This window comes from Nannocystis sp. RBIL2 (genome assembly GCF_026626745.1).
Classification (GTDB): Bacteria; Myxococcota_A; Polyangia; order Nannocystales; family Nannocystaceae; genus Nannocystis.
The window spans coordinates 2,575,845-2,596,954 of the sequence record NZ_JAPNJW010000001.1 but is presented as its reverse complement, the minus strand read 5'-3'; the positions used below and the strand labels follow the sequence as shown (position 1 = coordinate 2,596,954).

The window sequence follows — 21,110 nt, the reverse complement described above, 5'->3', positions numbered from 1 at the left end:
CATGAATGATCATACCCTCCGCGCCATGACGGCGCCGCGCGCCGAGGAGCTGCAGCGACGGATCGTGCAGAGCGCCCAGGTGCTCGTGGTCGCCTGCCTGGTCGCGGCCGTCGGCAACACGGGCATCACGATCTTCCTCGCCCACGTGTGGCAGCTCGACGGCATCATCGCGGTGCTGCTGAGCCTGGTCACCGCGTACGCGCGTGTGGTGATTCCTCGCGCGCGGGCGGGGGATCTCGAGGGCGCCGTCCGCATTGCCATTCGTGTGATGACCGTCGCGGTCATCGTGTGCTCGATGCTCATGGCCGGGACCGCGGGCAGCCTGGCGCTCACCGGCTTCATCACGGCGCTGGCGCTGGCCCCCGGGGTGCTGTCCTTCCGCGAGGTCAACCGGACGATGCTGGCGGTCACGCTGATCGGCATCGCGCTGATCGCCGCCGACGCGATGGCGCCGCCGTTCCAGGCCGTCTTCCCGCTGTTCCAGACGTGGCTGTACATCATGACGTCGGCCGGGATGGTCGGCCTGTTCCTGCTCGTCGTCCGCGACTTCGAGCAGTACCCGCTGACCACCAAGCTGCAGGTCGCGTTCCTGTTCGTGGCGCTCGGCGGGGTCGGGCTGCACGTCGGCCTCGGCGGGATGGGGATGCGCGAGGACCTCGAGGCCCGCACCGCGGCGCAGCTGGGGCACGTGGCGACCGCGGCGGCCGAGCTGGTCGACGACGCGCTCGCCGACGCGCGCGCGCTCGCGGCCAGCGACGCCCGCCAGGCCGACCTCGTGACCGCGGGTGCGGATGCGGACGGCCGTGGTCGCGCGGAGGCGGCCGTGGCCGCGCTCGTGGGGCGCGAGTTCAGCCCGGCTGTCGGCGCGGCGCTGGTGGGCGGCGACGGCGAGGTGTGGGCGTCTGCCGGCGACGTCGGCCCGGCCCGCTTCGAGCCCGGTGACGGCGTGCAGGCGTGGCTGGGCGCCGACGCGGTCGAGGTAGCGACGCCGGTGCTCGCGCGCGACGGCACGCGGGCGGCGACGCTGCGGGTCCGCTACGCCACCGGGGCCCTGGGCGAGGCCCTCGGCGAGGTCGCGGCGGTGGTCGGCGAGGATGTCGGCGTGCTGGTGTTCGGGGCCGACGGCGAGCCGCTGCTGCGGGCCGGGGCCGACGCGGCGACCCGCTCGGTGGCCAGCGCGCGCGAGCAGCCCGACGACCTGCAGATCCAGCTGCGACCGCCGGGGCCGGGCGGCCTCCAGGTCGCCGCGACGATCGAGACTGCGACCCTGCTGGCGCCGATCGCCGCGCGCGACCGCGACGCGACGCTGATCGCCATGTTGATCGCCGCGCTGGTCACCGGCGTGGCGTTCGGGGTCGGCAGCGTGCTGTCGCGGCCGATCCTCGGGCTCACCGCCGCGGTGACGCGGATGCGCGGCGGCGACCTGACCGCGCGCGCCGACGAGGGCTCCCACGACGAGATCGGCGAGCTGACGCGGGCCTTCAACGCGATGGTGGCCCAGCTCGGCGAGCTCATCGAGGGCCTGCACGCCCGCACCGCCGAGCTGCACGTCGAGATCTCGACCCGCAAGCAGCGCGAGCTGGAGCTGCAGCGGCTCAACGAGGAGCTGTCGTCCGCCCGCGACCGCGCGCTCGAGGCCAGCCGGGCCAAGAGCACGTTCCTGGCCAACATGAGCCACGAGCTGCGGACGCCGCTCAACGCGATCATCGGCTACACCGAGCTGCTGCAAGACGACGCGTCGGCGGCGGGCGAGCGCGAGGTGGTGCGCGACCTGGCGAAGATCCACGGGGCCGCGACGCACCTGCTGTCCGTCATCAGCGACATCCTCGACCTGTCGAAGATCGAGGCCGGCAAGATGGACGCGCACATCGAGCCGGTGGTGTTCGCCGAGCTGGCCGCCGAGGTGACCGTCGCGCTGGCACCGCTGGCCCACAAGAACGGCAGCGCGTTCGTCCTCGACGTCGACCCCGGCGTCGGCGTGCTGCAGACCGACCGCACCTGGCTGCGGCAGATCCTCTACAACCTCCTCAGCAACGCGGCCAAGTTCACCAGCCGCGGCCGGATCGACCTGCAGGCGGTGCGCACGGTCGACGTCGACGCGGGGCTCGACGAGCTCCGCGTCGTCGTCCGCGACACCGGCATCGGCATCCCCCCCGACAAGATCGGCGCGCTGTTCGAACCCTTCACCCAGGCCGACGACTCGACCACGCGGCGCTTCGGCGGCACCGGCCTCGGCCTGGCGATCACGCGCCGCTTCTGTCGCATGCTCGGCGGCGACATCACGGTCGAGAGCGTGCTGGGGCAGGGCTCGAGCTTCACGGTGACGCTGCCGGCCCGCCGGTTCGTGCCCGCGGTGTTCGAGCGGCCCGACGAATGGAGCGAGCTGGCCGAGGTCGGCCCGCCGCCCGAGGGCGCGTCGACGGTGCTTGTGGTCGACGACGAGGCGGTGGTCCAGGAGCTGATGGCCCGCTTCCTCGCGCGCGAGGGCTACCGCGTGATCGGGGCGCGCAGCGGCGCCGAGGCGCTGCGGCTGGCCCGCGAGGTCTCACCCGACGTGATCACGCTCGACGTGATCATGCCGGGCATGGACGGCTGGGCGGTGCTCACCGCGCTCAAGCGCGACCCGGAGCTCGCCGAGGTGCCGGTGGTGGTGATGACGATCGTCAGCGACCGCGACGTCGGCTTCTCGCTCGGCGCCTCGGACTACTTGCTCAAGCCGATCGACCGCGACCGCCTGCTGGCCACTCTGGCCCGCTACCGCAAGCCGAGCCTGCCGGCGTCGGTGCTGGTGGTCGACGACGAGCCCGACATCCGCGAGCTGCTGCGCCGGCTGGCCGAGCGGGCCCAGTGGTCGGTGCGCGAGGCCGCCAACGGCCGCGAGGCGATCGGCGCCCTCCGCAGCGCCGTGCCCGACGTGGTGCTGCTCGACCTGATGATGCCCGAGGTCGACGGCTTCGAGGTGATCCAGACGATGCGCGCCGAGCCGGATTGGCGCGACATCCCCGTCATCGTCATCACCGCCTGCGAGCTGACCGCGAGCGAGTCCGAGTTCCTGCACGCGGGCGTGCATCGGGTGCTGCGCAAGGGCAGCTACTCGCAGGCGGCGCTGCTGAACGAAGTCCGCGCGCTGCTCGAGACGGCCGCGACGCGGCGTGGCGACGTCGCGTAGCGGCGCGGATGCGAGGTTCGCGGGTCGGGCGAATGCGGCGACCGTCGATTCACAGGTCGGGGACGATGAACACGCCGGCCAGGCACATCTCGTTGCTCGTGCCCCAGCCCGGCAGCACCGGATCCTTGGCGCCGCGGGTGTCGTAATCGCAGGTGATGCGCAGCTTCGAATCTTGAGTCAGCTGGATCGGCTGCTCGTAGAAGTAATAGAGCTGCCAGTTGAAGTCCCACCGCTGCACGTCGGCGACGCACTGGGGACCGGCGTCGCCCTCGACCAGCTCGACCCGCTGCTTGCGCCCGTATTGATGCATGTGCGGCAACACGCCGAGCAGCTGGCCCGACTCGGCGCCGAGGTACTTGAGGAAGTTGCCGGGCTCGAAGTCGAAGCTGAACTTGACCGACGGCTCGCCGGGCGCGAGCTCGATCGGGTCCTCGGTGGCGAGGCTGTTGAGGAGGTCGTCGGGCAGGAAGAAGTGACCCTCGCGCTCGACGCTGTCGGCCCAGCGGACGTTGAACTTCGTCTTGTCCTCGGTGCCGGCCAGCGCCTCCTCGGTGAGGTTGTAGTGGACCTGGACGATCATCCAGTCGTCCTTGGCGATCCGGTAACCGGTGCCCTCGGGCAATTCGCTGATGCCCTGACCGGGGGCCCACGACACGGGGATCCCGCGCGGCTGCACGCCTTCGCCGGCGGCGCCGAAGCACGGCCAGCCGTCGCGGTCGGGCGATTCGGCGTCGAGGGCCTCCATGATGTCCCTGTTCTTCACGCCGCCGGCCCCGGGGGCCTCCGGATCGACGGTGATGACGAGGACGTGGTGGATCATCTCCGGCACGCCGGGCTCGACGCTGTAGCCGGTGAGGAAGCGGTCGGCGGTCAGGCCGGTGTCGACGCGGAAGCAGCGGTACTCGTCGAAGGCCGCCAGGTCGGTGCCCTCGGCCTCCGGGACGAAGCTCGGGGTCTCGTAGGTGACCGCGTCGGTGAGCACCTCGACCTCCGGCACTGCCAGGTCGGTGCGCGGCTCGCCCTCGGGCGCGCCCGCGTCGGACCACGCGCGGATCGCCTCGATCTCCGCCGGCGCGAGCGCGCGCGAGCCCTCGAAGGTGCCGCACGAGCCGTCGTCGGTGACCAGCCACGGCGGCATCGTCCGCGCCTCGACGGCCGCCGCCGACGCGCCGGCCCACTGCTTGGCTTCGGCATAATCGTCGAGCGCGAACGGCCCGATCCCGCCGGCCTGATGACAGGTGACGCAGCGGGAATAAAAGATCGGCGCGACGTCCTGCCAGTAGGTGACGCTCGCGTCCTCGCCGGCGGTGCCGGTCGTCGAATCGTCGCCGTCGCCGCCGCTGCAGGCGACCACGAGAACGAACAATGGCATGCCCCACAGGGCTGCGCCGGCGCCCCGACCTCTCACGCGTGGATTCATTTGCGTACTCCGACCCGGAGCATGGCCGCCGGGTTGCTTCGCAGCGATGGGCATTTCTGCTAAACCGTTTTGCGCTCATGGAAACCAACCCGCCGACCTGGGACGACCTGCGCGTACTGCTCGCGGTGCACCGCCACGGCAGCTTCCTCTCCGCCGGGCGCGAGCTCGGCACGTCGACCTCGACAGTGGCGCGCCGGATCGAGGCGCTCGAGTCTGCGCTCGGGAGCACCCTGGTGCACCGCAGCAGCGCGGGCACGTCGATCGAGCCGGACGCGCTGCGGCTGGTGGCGCTGGCCGAGGAGCTCGAGCACGGGCTCGAGGCGGTGCGCCGCGACTCGGGCGGGCAGGCCTCGCGCCTGGCCGGGACGGTGCGGCTGTCGGTCGGCGACGGCTTCGTGCGCGCGGTGACCCAGGGCCTGGCGGATTTCCGGCGCAAGCACCCCGAGACCTGCATCGAGCTGATGTCCGAGTCGCGCCTGGCCGACCTGGCGCGGCGAGAGGCCGACATCGGGCTGCGCACGACTCGGACCGAGTCGCAGGTGCTCATCGAGCGCCGCCTCGGGGTGCTGCGCCTCGGGCTCTACGCGTCGCAGTCGTACGTCGAGCGCCGGCTGCGGAGCGCCCGCCTGCGCCCCGGTGACTTCGAGCGCCACGACTTCGTCGGCCACAGCGGGCCGGCGGCGCGCCAGAAGGTCGGCGAGGACTGGCTGGTCGCCCGCGGCGCGAAGCACTTCCCGTTCCGCTCGAACTCGATGCTCGCCATCGTCGAGGCGACCGAGCGCGGCCAGGGGATCACGATGCTGGCCGAGGTGGTCGGCCGAGAGCTCGACCGCGTGGTCCGGATCGAGGTCGACGAGCCGCCGCCGTCGGTGACCGTGTGGCTGGTGTATCACCGCGAGCTGCGCCAGGTGCGGCGGATCCGCGCAGTCGTGGCCGCCCTCGAAGAGCTGTTCCACCAGCGCGTCGGCACCGGCTGAGGCCGGGCTGGCGCGGTGCTAAGAATGCATGGCCCGTCCGTGACGGGCGACTCGAGGATGCGGTGCATCTATTTCGATGGTCGCGTCATTTCGGCCCGTGTCGGCGTTTTGATGCATATGTCTCTCGGGACATGTCAAAACGAGCCGAGCACGCGTATCGCCGGCCCCAGGCCGTGAGCCGCGCGAATTCGGCGGGGGCCGTCGCCGTCGCTCGCCAGCGAGCGACGGCGCTGCGTCCGGACGCTCGTCGCCCTGGACGGACGCGGCCGGAGTCGAGCGCCCGCAGCGTCTGCAGGGATTTCGCGGCTGGCGCGGTGACTGCGCAGCTGGGGCGGGCGCGCCCGGTTGCGCGGCGTAGGGGTTCCCCTTGCTCCCGTTGGTTGCGCCGGCGCGATCTTCGTCAAGCCTCGGACGAGGAGCATTCGGAGCGAGTTATGCTGCATCTCGGCGAAATGAACTTGTTGGAGTACGACCCCGACGTATTCCGCCGTCTGAACGACTTCTCCAGCGCGCGGGACCAGCTGGAGCGCCGGGTGCAGGACGTCACGCGGCTGGGAAATGTCATCACCGAGTACGGCCTGGAGGGCAGCGTCGGGATCAATCTGATCCACAAGCACTTCGAGCTGGCCGACGACGAATTGGTCCTGCGCGAGTTCGAGGGCGACGCGGCGTTCATGCGACCGAAGCGCGCCCGCGAGTGCCGGGGCCACCTGCCGTACCTGTGGAAGTTCGACCGGGGAGCGAGCGGCAAGGGCTGGTACCCGCTGGAATTCGTGCAGCCGCTGCCCGAGCATCACATCGACGCGCGCGCGGAGATCGAGACGATCCGGGCTGCGGTCGAGTTCCTCGACGCGCTCGCCGACCGCCTGGAAGAGCTCGAGCTGGCCGACCTGTTCGGGATCGTCAGCCTGGCCTCTCGCCGGCCGTTCGAGCTCGACAGCGAGAGCACGTTGCTCGAGACGACGGACGAGGTGGGTCGCGTGCTGACGCTGCGAAGAACCCCGCGGGACGCGCTCGAGACGATGGACACGACCAAGACTCTGTGGGTCTTCAGCTCGGGACGAGACCGCCGCATGACCGCGGGGACGCAGTGCGTGAGCCACTGCATCAGCCATTGCCATGGCCACGTCGTGCAGCGCCCGGACGCCGCGTCGGGTTCGCTTTAGATAAAAGTGATGGCAGGGCAGCGACGAGGCGCTCCGAGAGGTGTGCCTCGTTGCACTTTCAGGCGCTCGCGCGCGGCTCGACCTCCCGGGCAGGAGCGAGGGGTTCAGGCGTCTCGTGGACGAGGCAGCCTGGCAGGCGCGCGGGGAGGCCGAGTGCGGGTGGCAGTGCCGCGGTCACTGCGGCGGCCACTGCATCCGCCACGGCTGAGCGCGCGCTGTCGCTGCGGCGACCCGCGCGAGGATCTTCCAAGGGCGATCGTCATGGCCTGTGCCACGCGGCACGTGTCAATCTCTCGAGCGTTGCCGGCGCCGAAGCGTATCCCACCTTTCATTGCAGGAGGGAAGAGACGTGCATCCTGCCGACCGGCTGAAAGAATTCAAGTCCAGGGCCAAGACGATGGGGGCCGCGCAGCGCAGCGCGGCGCTGACCAGCGAGGATTTCAAGCGCCTCGTGGAGGAGGTGGCCTGTTCGGACCCGTCAGCCACGGATTGCGAGGCTCACTGCGTGGGGCACTGCGAGACCCATTGCTACGGTCACACGCCCCCCTGGGCGGCAGAGCTGCGCGGTCGGTGAAATCGGTCAGTCCGGGTGCGCGAGACAGTGGGCCTCGCAGTGGGTCACGCAGTGGGCGTCGCAGTGCACCTCGCAGGCGGCGGCTGCCCGCGGGCTGAAGGTCGCCCGATCGACGAGGCGCGCGAATTCCTCGCTCGCCAGCGCCGCGCGCCGCTGCTCGCACGGAAGCGCCTTGGCGCTGCGCTTGAATCGTTGCAGTCGTTGTCTCGGGTCCACGGACAATACCTCCTCGCAGCAAGGTGATGTGCAGTCGCGCGCTGTGCGGCCTCGGAGTGCGCTCGCGCGGCCGCGAACGGACGTCGGCGACGCCGCGGGCGTCATTTCCCGGCGTCGCCGGTCGCGCCTCGGGTGCGCGAGCGGTCGGGGTGCGAGCCGCAGTGATTGCCGCAGTGGTTGCCGCAGTGATTGCAGCAGTGCCCCTCGCAGAGGACGGCGAACCTGGCCGAGCAAGTCGCCGCTTCGATGAGGCGCGCGAATTCCTCGCTCTGCAGCGCGGCGATGCGCTCTTTCGGACCCATCGCCTTGGCGTTCCGCTTGTACTCTCGCAATCGCTCGGCCGGATCCATGCGACGTCTCCTCGCTCCGAGCGAAGGTGGGCCACGCCCGCACTGCGGGCAATTCGAGGCCACCTCGCCGATGCGTCGGGTCACGCCCGCAGGCGGCGATGGGCGCGCTGCTCGTGATTGCGCAGGCGCGGCGAGAGCCGAGGAGCGCGCCGGGGCGACGACCGCGGCGCGCGTGGTCGGCGAGGTGGCTCGATCGCCGCATCGTCGCGGCCTCGTGCGCGAGCTCCGGTCGCCTCACTCGGGGATGATGATTGCGATGAGCTTGTCGCAGTACACCGCGTTGAACGAGCCCGAGATTGCGCCCGCGATCGTCCCGACCAGGCGCGGCGGATCGGCGGGGTCGAACGCGTCCCAGTTGCCCGCGAGCGCGGTGACCGTGACGTCCGGATCGGCGAGGCCGACCTGCATGCCCTTGTCGTAGATCCAGGCGAACGACTCCCAGGTGCCGGGCCACCCGCCCTCTGCGAGCGACTTGTCCGTCCAGACCCAGTTGTCCATCACCGGCCCGGAGCTGCCGGTCACGTTGGCGAGCTCGGCCGCAGCGTCCGCGCCCGGCGAGAGCAGGACGAGGCGCGGGCTGAACGGGTCGCCGGTCCCGATCCAGCCGAAGTAGGCGCGCTGGGACGTGAACTGGCCGAACTCCGTGGGCCCCTGGACCAGGGTGCCGGCCGGAGCGTCGAGGGTGCAGCCGACCAGCGCGTCGGTCGGCGGGAGGTCCTGCTTGGGGCCTGTGGTGGTGCCGTCGCTCGGGTCGAGGGTGGTGCTGACATCGGTGCCCGAGACGCCCTCCGTCGTGGTCGTGCCGGTCGTGCCGGTCGTGCCGGCCGTGTCGCTCGTCGCGCTGGTGGCCGTGCTCGTCGTGTCGGCGGTCGCGCTGACGGGCATGTCGGTGGAGCTCGTCGGGTCGGTCTCGCTGGTGGTCGTGCCGGGCGCGGCCGTGGTCGGCGTGACCGTGGTCGGCGTGGCTGTGTCCGGCGGGCTCTCGCTGGTCCCCGGAGCGGTGGCGCTGTCCTGGGGCTGGTCGCCGACGATGACCGAGGGGACGCAGGCCGGCAGCAGGAGGGTGGAGAGGGTGAGGAGCGCGGGACGGGGGGAAAAAGGCAAGGGGAGACCTCTGTTGCGGCTCGTGCCCGCCCGCCGCCGCTTCCGTCACCCCGTGCGATTTTTTCACCGGAACCGGGTTCGTCGCCATGCCTGGGGCTCCGAGGGGAGGGTCTAGCGACCTCGATCCGCAGGGGCCGCGAGTCCAGGCGACGCTCCGATGATTCGCCGCGCGAGGCAATGACGTCACTGGCACATCGATGGCGGCCTGCTCTGCGCACATAAGCTCGCGGCGGACGGGCAGGGGTCGCACGCGCTGCCTCGGAGGTTTCATCGCGGGCTCGCGGTTTCACGGCCTGCAGGCGCCGGTCGTGCGGTTTGCCACGGGATTCGTGGATCGGGCGCAGGCGCGATTGCAGGGCCTCTTTATGACAAATCGAGCTTGTCCGGCGATCGCGGCGCTGATCCGGGCCGCGTCGACGCGCCGCATATTCGTCGGACTCGGTCCCCGGCGATGCCGGGGCTTTTTTACAGGACTAAGGAGAATTACCCATGGTTTCATCGATCCACGGTCGTTTCGCGCGGCGTGGCCTCACGGCTCTGGCGTGCATCGGTTTCACGGTCTCGTGTGTGGAGGGCGAGGAGCTGCCCGCGCAGGACGACGACACCGGCGCCGACGCCGACCCGTTCGTCGCCGACCTCGCCGACGCGCCCGACCCCGAGCCGGCCGTCGGCGATCGCGGCGAGAAGGTCGCGCGCGCCCACGCCTACCTCAAGCAGTACGGCTATTTCCCCAACGCAGCGCTGGAGCGCCTGCCGGGCTGGAAGCCGGTGCTCGACCACGAGCCGGAGGACCCGGAGGAGTTCGACGAGGTGCTCGAGGAGGCCGTCTCGCGGTTCCAGGCCGCGCACGGGCTCGTCGTCGACGGCACCCTGAACGCCGAGACCCAGCGGCTGATGGCCGCTCCGCGCTGTGGGATCCCCGATTATTACGTGCAGCCGCGCCCGATCAAGGGCACCTCGCAGTTCGCCCCCTCCGGCTCCACCTGGGGCTCCAACTCGGTGAACTACCGCTTCCGCAACTTCAGCCCCGACCTGTCGCAGGACGACATCCGCGCCGTGATCGCGGAGGCGTTCGCCCGCTGGGGCGCGGCGACCAACCTGCTGTTTTACGAGAACAACAGCGCCGACATCGAGATCAGCTTCGGCGCCGGCAATCACGGCGACAACTGGCCGTTCGACGGCGCCGGCGGCGTGCTCGCCCACGCGTGGCCGCCGGGGAGCGGGATCCTCGGCGACGTCCACTTCGACGAGGACGAGACCTGGACGCTCGGCGGCGGCGACGGCGTCATCGACCTGCGCTCGGTCGCCCTCCACGAGATCGGCCACGCGCTGGGCCTCGATCACTCGGACGATCCGGACGCGGTGATGTTCGCGTTCTACGACGAGCCGAAGCCCAACCTCCGCTACGACGACCTCGTCGGGATCCAGTCGCTCTACGGTCATCGCCTCACCCTGTCGTATTCGGCGTGGGGACCGATCCCCGGCAAGCACTGCATCTCGGTCGCCGAGCACGCCGATCCGTACGCCTGGGACGACAACTACTTCTGCTCGGACAAGGACATCGGCGCGCAGTGGTCGATGTCTGGCCCGATTCCGGGCATGCGTTGCACCCAGATCGTCGAGCCGGCCGACCCGCACGCCTGGAACGACAATTATCTGTGCGTGCCGACCAACAGCAAGTGGATCTTCAATTGGCGGTACGACGGGCCGGACCGCGGCAATCGTTGTGTGCAGTGGCACGAGTACGCCGATCCCGACACGTGGGACGACAACTTCCTCTGCGGCACCGCGCTGCCCTGGCCCTGGTGAGCGAGGGACCGGCGATCGGTCGGTGAACCGTGAGCCGCGACCCGAGGCGGTGGTGTGGAATCACCACCGCCTCGGTTACGACGGCCGTGCGCGTCGCTACCTCGCGGCCTCACGTGCGCGCGGCGAACCAGTCGAGGCACTCGCGGCGCGTCGCCTTCTGCGTCTTCGACAGCGACTTGCCGTTGTCGAGGCTGCCCTTGCTCACCTCGGCGAGGAAGGCCGGGACGTGGGCTTCGGACCACGCGTGATAGAGCGGCCACAGCCACTTGCTGCTCAGCCGCGGCAGGCCGTAATAGCCGGGGACCGCCTGCTGGGCGCGCGTCCAGGCGATGAGCGCGGGGGCCAGCTTGCGGCCGTCGAGCGACGCGAGCGCGCGGCCGAGTGACTCCCACTTCGCGGCCGCTCCGCGCGGCTTGCCGAAGTTCGACCAGTCATTCCTCATCAACGGCTGGTAGGCGTGCAACACCGTGGCGAGCGCCTCGCCGTCGCAGCCCGCGCGGCGCACCGCATCGAACAGGTCGCGCAATGGATCGTAGTCGCCGACCTTGGCGGCGAACTCGGCCGCCAGCGAGGTCCAGCGGACGCTGTCCAGGCCCTGCAGCACCGCGGCCTCGTCGAGCGGGTCGGCGCGGACGAGCTGCCCCAGCCAGTCGAGCAGCGGCCGCCGCTCCTGCGCGGGCTTCTTGTCGACCGCGCAGCCGGTGCCGAAGAACGCGAGCTCGTGCGAGTCGCGGAGCACGCTCTCGAGCAATGAGGCGTCGCGGCGCTCGGTCCAGCGATCGAGGACGACGAGCGCGCGCGCGGCGAAGGCGAGGCGGTCGCCGAGGTCGATGCCGTCGGTCTCGGCGACCTGCCACAGCGCCGCGCTGTGAGCGACTGCGTCGCGCAGCAGCACGTACGCGAACGGGCGGCCCGCGGCGGCCTGCGGCGTGGCCGGGAACTCGCGCCACGGCTGCGCGAACCAGGCGGCCGCGGCCCGCTCGCGCTCGTCGGCGGTGCGCGCCGGATCGAGGAACCACGGCGGATCGAAGCCCGCCGGGATGGTGCCTGGCGCCGCCGGGGCGAGCTGCGCCCGCAACCGGCGGATCGGCTCGCCGTGGTGATCGATCTGCCACGACAGCCCGGCCGCGATCGACAGCTCGCGCGCGGCCTCGTAGTCGGCGAGGGCGCCCGCGAGGTCGCCCGACGCCTCTCGCACCTTCGCGCGGGCGGCGTACTCCTCGGCCTGAAACCCGCGCCCGCTCGCAGTGCCCTCCGCGCGCGCGCGCTCGAGGTCTTGCTCGATCCGCGGCGCCGCGGTCGCCAACGCGTTGCCGCTCAACGCGGCCGCGCGGGCGACCAGCCGCGCCTTCTCGTCCGCCGTCGGGGGCCTCACGACCTTGCGGTCCTTGCACGGATCGCCGCCCTCGGCGCGCGCGACCAGCCCCTTGGCCACCCGCGCCAGCGCGACGCCGCGGCGATCGGTGACGTCGCCCGCCCAGAACATGCAGCGGCCGACCATGCTCGGATCGGTCGGCGCGTCGAGAGCGGCGGCGCGGTGCCAGTCCTCCTCGGCGGCGTCGAGGTCGGCGGCGCCTGTACATGCATCGAGGTAGAGGCGGCACTCCCAGCGCGCGCGCAGCGACTCCGGCAGCGCGACGTGATACGGCACGACGAGGTCGAGCAGCCGCTTCGCCTCGGCGTAGGCGCGGTGGTACAGCAGCTTCATGCCGAGGTTCTGGGCGACGCCGAGGGCGACCTCGTGGATCGCTCCGTCGCCGTCCTGCAGGAGGGCGGGCAGTGCCTTGTCGACGAGCGCGTAGCAGGTGAGGTGATTCGAGAGGCTGAGCTGCGGCAGCACGTCGGCGATCCGCGACGCGACCGCGAGGCGCTCGGCGGCGCTCTCGGAGGTCGCGAACGGGACGACGCGCTTGATCGCGCCGTGCGGGGAGGTGCTGCGCATCCACTCGGACTCGGGCGTGACGGGTGAGCGCGCGGTGACGGCTCGGGCGATCGCGGCGGGGGCCTTGCGCTTGCGAAAGTCACGCGAATAGAGGCCGCGATCGGGGCCGAAGCGGCCGTCGACGTCGTAGAGGCGGCGGAGGAGCAGGATGGCCTCCTCGGGCGCGCCGGGGACGAGCGCCTCGGCGATCGCCTCGAGACCCTCGAGCCAATCCGGATCTGTCTCGAGCTCGTGGAACCGCGACCAACCGTTGGAGCCGCCGCTCGGATGCGACGTCAGCGTGGCGACGAGCGACGGCAAGGCGGCGCGCTCGGCCGCGGACTGGCTCTGACCCCAGACGTCGGCGCACAGCCGCAGGTAGGCGCTGGCGCGGCGCCGGACGTGCCCAGGGCCGTCGGGCGCCTGCACGTCGACGAGGACGTGCGGGCCGTCGAGCCTGGTCGCGAAGCCGGGCACGATCCGGTCCCCCGCGAGCAGGTGCCGCGCGTAAGCGGCGAGCGCCCGCCCGAGCCCGATCTCGAGCGGCGTGCGCGAGGAATGCTCGGGGTTCGCAGGGGCTTCCGCTGGGGCGGCGACGGGTCGCTTCGTCTTGGGCATGCGCGCGGCGAGGGTACTCGATCACGATCGCCGGTGAGTGTGCGAGATTGCGACTGTCGGGCGATGGATCGTTCAATTTCCGCGGGGCAGCCGGCGTCTTCGGGCGCTCCATCGGGCGAGACCGACTACGACGATTGGAAGGGAGCGTCCCGCGGCGCTCGTGTTCGCGGTCGCCGGGGCCCCGGGGTTTCGCTCGCCGGCGAGGCGCGGCTCGACGTGGTGATGCTGCGCGCCGAACCGCTGAGCGGGGAGATCCTCGGGTACGCGCCCGACGACGGCTTCACCTCGGTGGCGGCGCTGCCCGGCGTCGGCGTCACCGCGTACGACCGTGTCGCCGACGGCGACATCGACGACGATGTCGTGGCCCATGTCGTGGCCCACGCGACACCGACGGTTCGGAGCAACTCCAGACCTGGTCGCAGCGACCTGTCGCCGACGTCGACGGCGATGGGGTGGCGCCTTCGCGGGAGTGGTGGAAGCTCCACGTGATCTACATCGACGCGCCCTGCATCCAGACATCGTGGCCGATAGCGGGGCTTCGGTGTGGGTCTTGCGGACAAAACCGTGACCTCCGGAGCGGGGTGAGCGATGCCCGGCGATCCCGCGAACGCGCCCGCGCCCGCGGACGCCGGCGTCGGTCGAGGCCCGCCGGCGCCGGACTTCGATCGGACCGCCGGCGCGCCGATGCAGACCCTGCTTCCACTTTCGCAGCGACCGACCGTCCCTGCGACGATCGACCGCACCCCGGCGGCCTGATGAATGCGGGGAGCGGCGGTCGCCGTGCGGCGGCTTCGAGATCTCTCAGCCACTGTGCACAAACCGTCGCGTCTCGCGGCACCGTCCGGCTCCAGGACACGCGCTTCCCCGCGTCGACCGCGGCGCAGGGGTTGTTCCGCGTCCCGGGGACGTGTCCATGCAGCGAACGGCCCGATCCTTCACGGGATGGACCGGCCGATGGCGACGCGGCAGTGCCGACGGGAATTGCGCACAGGGCAATGATCGAATGATAGGCCGCAATAAACGCTGTACCATCGCGCCGCCTCGGGCGTGAGGCGAAGCGCGAGCGCCTCGCCGGTGCGGCCGACCTGCCGTGGCGGCAGGTCGACCGGCGTGACTGGCAGGGCTCGACAAAGCTTCCTTCGGATCGACCCGAGTCGGCATCAGGTTCCGCTCGATGCCCGGCGATTCACTCTACAAGGCCTTCACGGGCGGCCTGGCGATTCGACCTCGCCGACGTGGATCGGGCCGTCCCCGTCTCCGCCGACGCGGTCCCGCGGTTGGCTTCATGAATGACGCGTCCCAGCGTCTGCCGTCGCGGGTCGAGGGCCCGCCGGGCGAGCCGGGACGAGGAATCGCCGGCAGGCGGCGCGGAGCATACGAAACGTCATTTGAACAATGTTCATAGGACATGGTTCGCGTCTGCGACGAGTGACCTGCGATTCTCACCGACGCCGCGGCGTCGGCGCCTTAAATCATGACACGACGAAAAATGTCGCCGGGGCGTGATCCGTGGCGACATTTGGATCACTATTAAAAGTGTTGCGACGGTGGAGCCCGGGTCGTGAGACTCGCAGCTCCGCTGCGCTGGAGTGAAGCTTGGCCGTTAGACGCTTCGATCGACAAACTTTGGACTCGACTGGCAGCTCCGGCGAATCATGTCAGTACTTGACTGTCCCAAACCACCCATGCGATAGGACCATCACGTGACAATCAACGCGCGGAGTCCTCGCGGCAGCGCCATTCGGCATGAATCTCCTTCCGCCGAAGGCACCGGCGAGGCTTTACAATCATCATCGCGACCGGTGCATCCCCTGGGTGAGCGGGTGGCCGCGTGTGTGGGCCTGGCGGTGGATCATTGCATCTCGCTGCAGCGGCCCGACGGATCGTGGGAGGTGGCGCCGGACGGGCGGATCTTCGAGACCGCGCTGGCCGGGTACGCCCTGGCCCACACGCCCGGTCGGCTCGATCGCCGGGCGGTCGCGCGGGCGCGGGCGTGGGTCGAATCGGCGGCGCCGCAGGAGCACCACCCGGTGTCCTTTCTATTGGAGGACACGTTGCGGCGGATCATCGTCGGCGCCGGCGGGGCGGTCGACCTGACCGCGCCCGAGCTCGACGCGCCGGTGCTGGCCAGCCGGACCATGCTGCTGCACACCCTGGCGCTGCACGCCGGGCTCGAGGTGCGGGCCCGCCGGTCCGAGGACGAATTGCGGGAGCTCGTCGCGCGGGAGTACGAGCGCTGCACCCGGGCCAAGCACAAGCAGTGGAGCAAGGTCGAGCTGATCGCGCTGCACATCCTGCTGCAGGCGCGGGCCGGGCGGCAGACCGCGGTCGAGGCGGCGGGCTTCGATTTGGTGCACGTGCAGGCGCCGCGCTCCGGGTTCTTCTTCAACCCGATCAGCACCGCCCTGGCCTACATCGCCCTGTGCATCGCGGCGCCGACGTCGGACCCGTGGTTCGTGCTCAGGTCGCAATTGCTCGAGCATCAACAGGCCGACGGCAGCTGGCGCTTTTGTACCAGCGACGTCTGGGACACCTCGCTGATCGTCCGCGCCTTCGCCGGGCAGCCCGCATTCGTGCAGACTGCGCTGCAGCCGGCGCTCGACTTCCTGCAGGCGACGCAGAACGTCGACGGCGGCTGGCCCTTCCGCTCGGGCGTCGAGTCCGACAATGACACCACCGGCGCGGTGGTGCTGGCGCTGCGCGGCACCATGCAGGGGGAGCGCACGAAGGATCGCGCGCTCGCTTATCTCGCGCGGGTGCAGATGGACAACGGCCTGTGGCGCACCTGGCAATTCCGCGACGACCCGCCCGTGGAGGACGTCGTCGCGCACGTGCTGTCGGCGCTCGACGCCTATCGCGGGCGGCACCGGATCTCCGTGGGCGCGGCGCGGCAGTGGCTGGCGGCCGAGGTCGAGCGGCGCGGCGTGTGGGCGGCGAGCTGGTACCGCGGCGAGCCGTACGCGGTGGCGGAGATCGGGCGCGCGCTCGGGCCGGACCACCCGCTCGTGCGTCACGGCGTCGACGCGCTGGCGGCCCGGCAGAACGAGGACGGCGGCTGGTCGCCGGAGGCCGGTGGCGCGAGCACTGCCAGCGCGACCGGCCTGGCGTTGCAGGCGATCGTCGATCGTCACCCCGCGCGGGTCGATCGGGCCCTGCAATACCTGGTCGACGGCCAGCGGGCCGACGGCACCTGGCCTGGCCATCCGGACATGTTCGGTCCGCGGCCGCTGCTCAGCCACTTCACCACCCACACCCAGGCCTTCGTGGTCGGCGGGATCCGGGCGGCGCTGCGCCGCAACTGGCCCTGGTCGCCGTGCATCGCCGCGGTCCCGGAAGGAGCGGCCTGACATGAGCCGGATCGCCGCCGCAGTCGACCAGGTGCTGCTGCATCGCATCACCACCTGGGCCGCCGACATCGAGGACTTCGCGGTGCATCACGCGGCCGACGGGCTCTACGTCGCCGAGGCCTGCGTCGACCCCGAGGTCGACGGCCGCGAGGAGGTGTTCGCCATCGCCCTGGTCAGCGCCTTCTGGTTCTGGTTCGACGATCGCAGCGACAAGTTCCTGCGCGCCGAGCAGACGCCGGTCGACTGGGACACCCTGATCGCCTACGGCGAAGACGAGCCGCCGGCTGTCCTCGGGGACACGTCGGAGGTGCGCTTCTTCCAGCGCCTGTGCGACCTGCTCTGGCCGCTCGCCGGGCACCCCGACGAGCACCGGTGGTTCCGCGTCGGCTCGGCCAAGGTGTTCCGGGCGATGTACGCCGAGGAGCGGATGTCGCGCGACGCCGAGGCGCGCTCGCTGGTCGAGTGCATCGAGACCGGCGCGCACAGCACCACCTTGCCGAGCATCCTCACCGCGGCCTATCTGGTGCGGCGGCTCGACCGGCCGCGGCGGCACGACGACCCGCGGATCGTCAACGTCGAGCGCTACCTCTACCTGTCGCAGCGCCTGCTCAACGACCTCGTGAGCGCCGAGAAGGAGCGCCGCGAGGGCCACGCCGGGCGGGTGTCGAACGCGGTCCTCCTGCTCGAGCACGACCTCTCGCCGGCGCAGGCGCGCGCCTTCGTCGAGGCGCAGCGGCAGGGCTACGAGCGGCTGCTGCAGCAGGACCTCGATCGCCTGGGGACGCGCGACCCGTTCGCGGCCACGCTGTCCCGTCTCGTCCGTTGCATTCATCGTTGGTACGCCACAGGGCCGCTCCGCTTCGAGACCGGCCCAGCGAGGTGATATGAATACACTCTTACATCCACGAACGGAGCAGGCGCTCCGGTTGCCCGGGCCTGCCGGCTATCCGCTGGTCGGCGCGCTCCCTGCCATCCTGCGCGACGGCGTCTTCGAGTACGTCGAGCGCTGCTGGCGGGAGTACGGTGATTTCTTCCAGATCCCCACCGGCGGCCGCAGCAGCATCATCTTCACCGCCCACCCGGACGCGATCGAGCGGATCCTCCACGGCAGGGTCGACAATTACTACAAGGGCAAGGGCTACGACCCGATCCGTCCGCTCCTCGGCAACGGCCTCGTCACCAGCACCGGCGACTTCTGGGTCCGCCAGCGCAAGCTGACCCAGCCGGCGTTCCACATGGACAACCTGCGGCGAATGGTGCCGGTGATGGCGCGCTGCGTCGACGACATGATGGTCGAGTGGGAGGCGCGGCGGCGCGGCGGCGCGGCGCTCGACCTGCACGCCGAGATCATGCACCTCACGCAGCGGATCGTCGGGTTTACCCTCTTCGGCATGGACCTGAGCGATCGCGAGGCGGCCTCCTCGCGGGCGGTCACCGAGAGCCTGGAGATCGCCGGCCAGCGGATGAACCGCGGCGCGATGGCGCTGCCGCTGTCGGTGCCGACCCCGGCCAATCTGCGCTTTCGTCGGGCGCTGCGCACCCTCGATGGAATCGTCTACGACATCATCGGGCACGCGCGGAAGGCGGGGCCCGAGGCTCAGCCGACGCTGCTGCGTTTGCTGATGGAGGCGCGCGGCGACGGCCCCGGCGACGGCATGAGCGACCAGCAGCTGCGCGACGAGATCGTCACCCAGTACGTCGCCGGCCACGAGACGACTGCGCTGATCCTCACCTGGACGTTCTGGTTCCTCGGCCAGCATCCGGACGTGTACGCGAAGGTGCGCGAAGAGATTGCGGGGCTCGGGCTCACGGGAGCGCCCACCATCGAGGACCTCGATCGTCTCACCTACACGCGAATGGTCTTCGACGAGGTCATGCGGCTGCGGCCGCCGATCTGGGCGCAGACCCGGGTCTCGCGCGAGGACGACGTCCTGTTCGCGCGCCGGATCCCCGCGGGCAGCTTCATCATGTTCTCGGCCTATTTCTGCCACCACCATCCCGCGTTTTGGGACGAGCCGACGGCGTTCCGGCCCGAGCGCTTCACGCCCGAGCGGGTGCGGGCTCGTCACCGGTATGCACACATCCCATTCAGTGCGGGGCCGCGCGCGTGCATCGGCAAGCGTTACGCGCTTTACGAGCTGAGCACGGCGCTGGCGCTGATCCTGACGCGATTCCGAATCGACGTGCTGCCGGGGCAGGACGTAGGGATCCGACCGACCGCGACGGTTCACCCCGATCGCCCGATATACGCGCACTTGCGCGGCACAGGCCGCTGATCGTCCGGGCGGGCGCGCCGGCCGGCCGGACGGGCATTCGCTGGTTCGCAACCGCGCCGTGCGCCGCGACTCACCGCACTCGACTGCGCCTGTCCGGCGCTTCTCGGGCCCGCGGAACGCTGGTATAGAGGACAGCACGTAAGGAGAGGATTAGTTGCCTCACTTTCCCGCGCTGTTTGCCCTCGCCCACGAGCCCTTCATTTGCGTCGACAGCGAGGGCCGGATCGTCGCGGTCAATCAGCCCGCGGCGCAATTGCTCGAGAGCACCAGCGCCAAGCTGGTCGGCCACGCTTTCGCCGATCAGGTCCATCCCGAGGATCGAGAGCGGGTCGCGACCGGGGTGGTGAGGGCCGGCGAGGACGGGACGGTGGTCGAGCAGGCGTGCCGCCTGCGTTGCGCCGGCGCCAGCTATCGCGCGGCGGTGCTGCGGTACGGCCGCGAGCCGTCGCTCGGGCAGATCGTGATCGCAGTCCGCGAGCTCACCGACCTCGACGAGCTGCGGCAGCAGCGGGACGACGCCCGGCGCCGGCTCGCGGCGGTGTTCGAGACCATGCACGACATCGTCTTTACCACCGACGAGCACGGCGTGCTCAACGGCGTGAATCGGGTCCCGCCGGGCCTCACCGTGGCCGACACGATCGGCACGCCGATGCTCGCGTTCGCGGCCCCCGAGGAGCAGGAGCCGATGCGCGCCCGCTACGACGAGGTGCGTGAGACCGGCAAGCTGGTCTCGTACGAGACGGTGGCCATGTACCCCGACGGCCGCAAAGAGAACTACTCGAGCCGTCTCGGCCCGATCATGGACGGCGACCGCTCGATCGGCGTCGTCCTGATCACGCGCAACATCACCCAGGAGCGGCAGGCCGAGGAGGCCAAGCGCTACGCGGAGCAGCAGCTGCGCGACTACATGCAGCAGCTCGAGCGCAGCAACCGCGAGCTCGAGCGGTTCGCCTCGGTCGCCTCGCACGACCTGCAGGAGCCGCTGCGCAAGATCCAGGCGTTCGCCGACCGCCTGCGCGACAAGTTCGAGGCGGAGCTGGCCGAGACCGGCCGCGACTACCTCGAGCGGATCCGCAACGCCGCCAAGCGGATGCAGGACCTCATCAACGACCTGCTGATGTTCTCGCGGATCTCCGCCAAGGAGCAGGCCTACGCGAAGATCAACCTGACCAAGATCGCCAAGAGCGTGCTGTCCGACCTCGAGGTGCGCATCGAGGAGAACGAGGCCGAGGTCAAGCTCGGCGAGCTGCCGACGATCGAGGCCGACCCGGTGCACATGCGCCAGCTGCTGCAGAACCTGATCGGCAACGCCTTGAAGTTCACGCGGCCCGACGTGAAGCCGGTGGTCGAGGTGACTGCCGAGCCGGCGTCGGCGGCCGATCGCGGCCCCGACGACCCCGAGATGGTGAAGATCCACGTGCGCGACAACGGCATCGGCATCGAGCCGCGCCACCACGATCGCATCTTCAGCATCTTCGAGCGCCTCCACGGCCGCGGCAAGTACGAGGGCACCGGCGTCGGTCTGGCGGTGTGCCGCAAGATCGTCGAGCAGCACCGCGGCTACATCAAGGTCGCCAGCGTGCCGGGGGAGGGGACGACCTTCACGATCCTGCTGCCGGTCCGGCAGCCTGAAAGGAGCCAGCGGACGTGAGAATGCGACGACCGATCAGCATCCTCGTCGCCGACGACGACCCCGAGGACCGCATGCTCGCCGAGGAGGCGCTCCGCGAGAGCCGCCTCGTCAACGACATCCGCTTCGTCGACGACGGCGAGGACTTGCTCGAATACCTGCAAGGGCGCGGCAAGTACAGCGGCGCCGACAACCCGCGGCCCGACATGATCCTGCTCGACCTCAACATGCCGCGGATGGACGGCCGCGAGGCGCTCAAGGTGATCAAGGGCGACCCGGAGCTGCGCCGGATCCCCGTGGTCGTGTTGACCACGTCCAAGGCCGAGGAGGACATCTACCGCACTTACGATCTCGGCGTGAACTCGTTCATCATCAAGCCGGTGACGTTCGATTCGCTCGTCGACATCATGAAGGTATTGGGCGCGTACTGGTTCCAGATCGTCGAGATTCCCCCGCCGTAGCGGCCCCGCCGCCGCGAGCGGACGATCGACCGGTGGGGGCGGCCCCACCCGGCTGACGGAGCTGTTCGCGCC

Annotated in this window: 16 protein-coding genes; 11 read left to right on the top strand and 5 right to left on the bottom strand. The window is 70.7% G+C overall.

Features of this window, described 5'->3' with window-relative positions:
* Positions 1-25 precede the first annotated feature (25 nt).
* Complete coding sequence (locus OV090_RS10065; RefSeq protein WP_267703361.1) at positions 26-3,169, top strand: response regulator; 3,144 nt, start codon at positions 26-28, stop codon at positions 3,167-3,169.
* A 49-nt stretch (positions 3,170-3,218) separates the two neighbouring features.
* On the opposite strand, the gene OV090_RS10060 is transcribed toward OV090_RS10065, so the two are convergent.
* Positions 3,219-4,541 carry a hypothetical protein gene (locus tag OV090_RS10060; protein ID WP_267703360.1) on the bottom strand — a complete coding sequence of 441 codons (1,323 nt, stop codon included), beginning with the start codon at positions 4,539-4,541 and terminating at the stop codon, positions 3,219-3,221.
* Positions 4,542-4,666: 125 nt separating this feature from the next.
* Between OV090_RS10060 and OV090_RS10055 the strand changes: the two genes are divergently transcribed.
* The 3 genes from OV090_RS10055 (at position 4,667) to OV090_RS10045 (ending at position 7,306) form a co-directional block, all read left to right on the top strand.
* Positions 4,667-5,566, top strand: coding sequence for a LysR family transcriptional regulator (locus OV090_RS10055; protein WP_267703359.1), 900 nt, complete (start codon positions 4,667-4,669; stop codon positions 5,564-5,566).
* A gap of 452 nt (positions 5,567-6,018) precedes the next feature.
* Complete coding sequence (locus OV090_RS10050; protein WP_267703358.1) at positions 6,019-6,732, top strand: hypothetical protein; 714 nt, start codon at positions 6,019-6,021, stop codon at positions 6,730-6,732.
* Between the two features lie 349 nt (positions 6,733-7,081).
* Positions 7,082-7,306 (top strand): hypothetical protein, encoded by a 225-nt coding sequence (locus tag OV090_RS10045; protein WP_267703357.1) that lies wholly within the window; start codon positions 7,082-7,084, stop codon positions 7,304-7,306.
* Between the two features lie 6 nt (positions 7,307-7,312).
* Here OV090_RS10045 and OV090_RS10040 read toward each other — a convergent pair whose 3' ends face one another.
* From OV090_RS10040 to OV090_RS10030, 3 genes are all read right to left on the bottom strand, one after another.
* Positions 7,313-7,522, bottom strand: a complete 210-nt coding sequence (locus OV090_RS10040) for a hypothetical protein (protein ID WP_267703356.1) — start codon at positions 7,520-7,522, stop codon at positions 7,313-7,315.
* A 101-nt stretch (positions 7,523-7,623) separates the two neighbouring features.
* Positions 7,624-7,872, bottom strand: a complete 249-nt coding sequence (locus OV090_RS10035; RefSeq protein ID WP_267703355.1) for a hypothetical protein — start codon at positions 7,870-7,872, stop codon at positions 7,624-7,626.
* A 234-nt stretch (positions 7,873-8,106) separates the two neighbouring features.
* Positions 8,107-8,976 (bottom strand): hypothetical protein, encoded by an 870-nt coding sequence (locus tag OV090_RS10030; protein ID WP_267703354.1) that lies wholly within the window; start codon positions 8,974-8,976, stop codon positions 8,107-8,109.
* A 489-nt stretch (positions 8,977-9,465) separates the two neighbouring features.
* On the opposite strand from OV090_RS10030, the gene OV090_RS10025 reads away from it, so the two are divergent.
* A complete protein-coding gene (locus tag OV090_RS10025) occupies positions 9,466-10,785 on the top strand; it encodes a matrixin family metalloprotease (RefSeq protein WP_267703353.1) in 1,320 nt (439 codons plus the stop codon).
* A 109-nt stretch (positions 10,786-10,894) separates the two neighbouring features.
* On the opposite strand, the gene OV090_RS10020 is transcribed toward OV090_RS10025, so the two are convergent.
* Complete coding sequence (locus OV090_RS10020) at positions 10,895-13,324, bottom strand: hypothetical protein (protein ID WP_267703352.1); 2,430 nt, start codon at positions 13,322-13,324, stop codon at positions 10,895-10,897.
* Positions 13,325-13,540: 216 nt separating this feature from the next.
* On the opposite strand from OV090_RS10020, the gene OV090_RS10015 reads away from it, so the two are divergent.
* The 6 genes from OV090_RS10015 to OV090_RS09990 all read left to right on the top strand — a co-directional run bounded on the left by OV090_RS10015 (position 13,541) and on the right by OV090_RS09990 (position 21,038).
* Positions 13,541-13,813 (top strand): hypothetical protein, encoded by a 273-nt coding sequence (locus OV090_RS10015; protein WP_267703351.1) that lies wholly within the window; start codon positions 13,541-13,543, stop codon positions 13,811-13,813.
* Between the two features lie 1,313 nt (positions 13,814-15,126).
* The gene (locus tag OV090_RS10010) at positions 15,127-16,671 is read left to right on the top strand and encodes a prenyltransferase/squalene oxidase repeat-containing protein (RefSeq protein ID WP_267703350.1); all 1,545 of its coding nucleotides are present in this window, start codon (positions 15,127-15,129) and stop codon (positions 16,669-16,671) included.
* Position 16,672: 1 nt separating this feature from the next.
* Complete coding sequence (locus OV090_RS10005) at positions 16,673-17,554, top strand: terpene synthase family protein (RefSeq protein ID WP_267703349.1); 882 nt, start codon at positions 16,673-16,675, stop codon at positions 17,552-17,554.
* Between the two features lies 1 nt (position 17,555).
* Entirely contained in the window at positions 17,556-18,947 is a 1,392-nt protein-coding gene (locus OV090_RS10000) for a cytochrome P450 (protein ID WP_267703348.1), read from the top strand.
* Positions 18,948-19,101: 154 nt separating this feature from the next.
* Positions 19,102-20,598, top strand: a complete 1,497-nt coding sequence (locus tag OV090_RS09995; RefSeq protein WP_267703347.1) for an ATP-binding protein — start codon at positions 19,102-19,104, stop codon at positions 20,596-20,598.
* A gap of 2 nt (positions 20,599-20,600) precedes the next feature.
* On the top strand, positions 20,601-21,038 hold the full coding sequence (locus tag OV090_RS09990; protein WP_276600388.1) for a response regulator: 438 nt from the start codon (positions 20,601-20,603) through the stop codon (positions 21,036-21,038).
* Positions 21,039-21,110 lie beyond the last annotated feature (72 nt).

Bases quoted from the DNA above. Each gene is read 5' to 3' on its own strand.
- OV090_RS09990 (WP_276600388.1), top strand. From the start codon at position 20,601: ATGCGACGACCGATCAGCATCCTCGTCGCCGACGACGACCCCGAGGAC.
- OV090_RS10000 (WP_267703348.1), top strand. From the start codon at position 17,556: ATGAATACACTCTTACATCCACGAACGGAGCAGGCGCTCCGGTTGCCC.
- OV090_RS10055 (WP_267703359.1), top strand. From the start codon at position 4,667: ATGGAAACCAACCCGCCGACCTGGGACGACCTGCGCGTACTGCTCGCG.
- OV090_RS10065 (WP_267703361.1), top strand. From the start codon at position 26: ATGACGGCGCCGCGCGCCGAGGAGCTGCAGCGACGGATCGTGCAGAGC.
- OV090_RS10035 (WP_267703355.1), bottom strand. From the start codon at position 7,872: ATGGATCCGGCCGAGCGATTGCGAGAGTACAAGCGGAACGCCAAGGCG.
- OV090_RS10060 (WP_267703360.1), bottom strand. From the start codon at position 4,541: ATGCCATTGTTCGTTCTCGTGGTCGCCTGCAGCGGCGGCGACGGCGAC.
- OV090_RS10005 (WP_267703349.1), top strand. From the start codon at position 16,673: ATGAGCCGGATCGCCGCCGCAGTCGACCAGGTGCTGCTGCATCGCATC.
- OV090_RS10050 (WP_267703358.1), top strand. From the start codon at position 6,019: ATGAACTTGTTGGAGTACGACCCCGACGTATTCCGCCGTCTGAACGAC.
- OV090_RS10020 (WP_267703352.1), bottom strand. From the start codon at position 13,324: ATGCCCAAGACGAAGCGACCCGTCGCCGCCCCAGCGGAAGCCCCTGCG.
- OV090_RS10025 (WP_267703353.1), top strand. From the start codon at position 9,466: ATGGTTTCATCGATCCACGGTCGTTTCGCGCGGCGTGGCCTCACGGCT.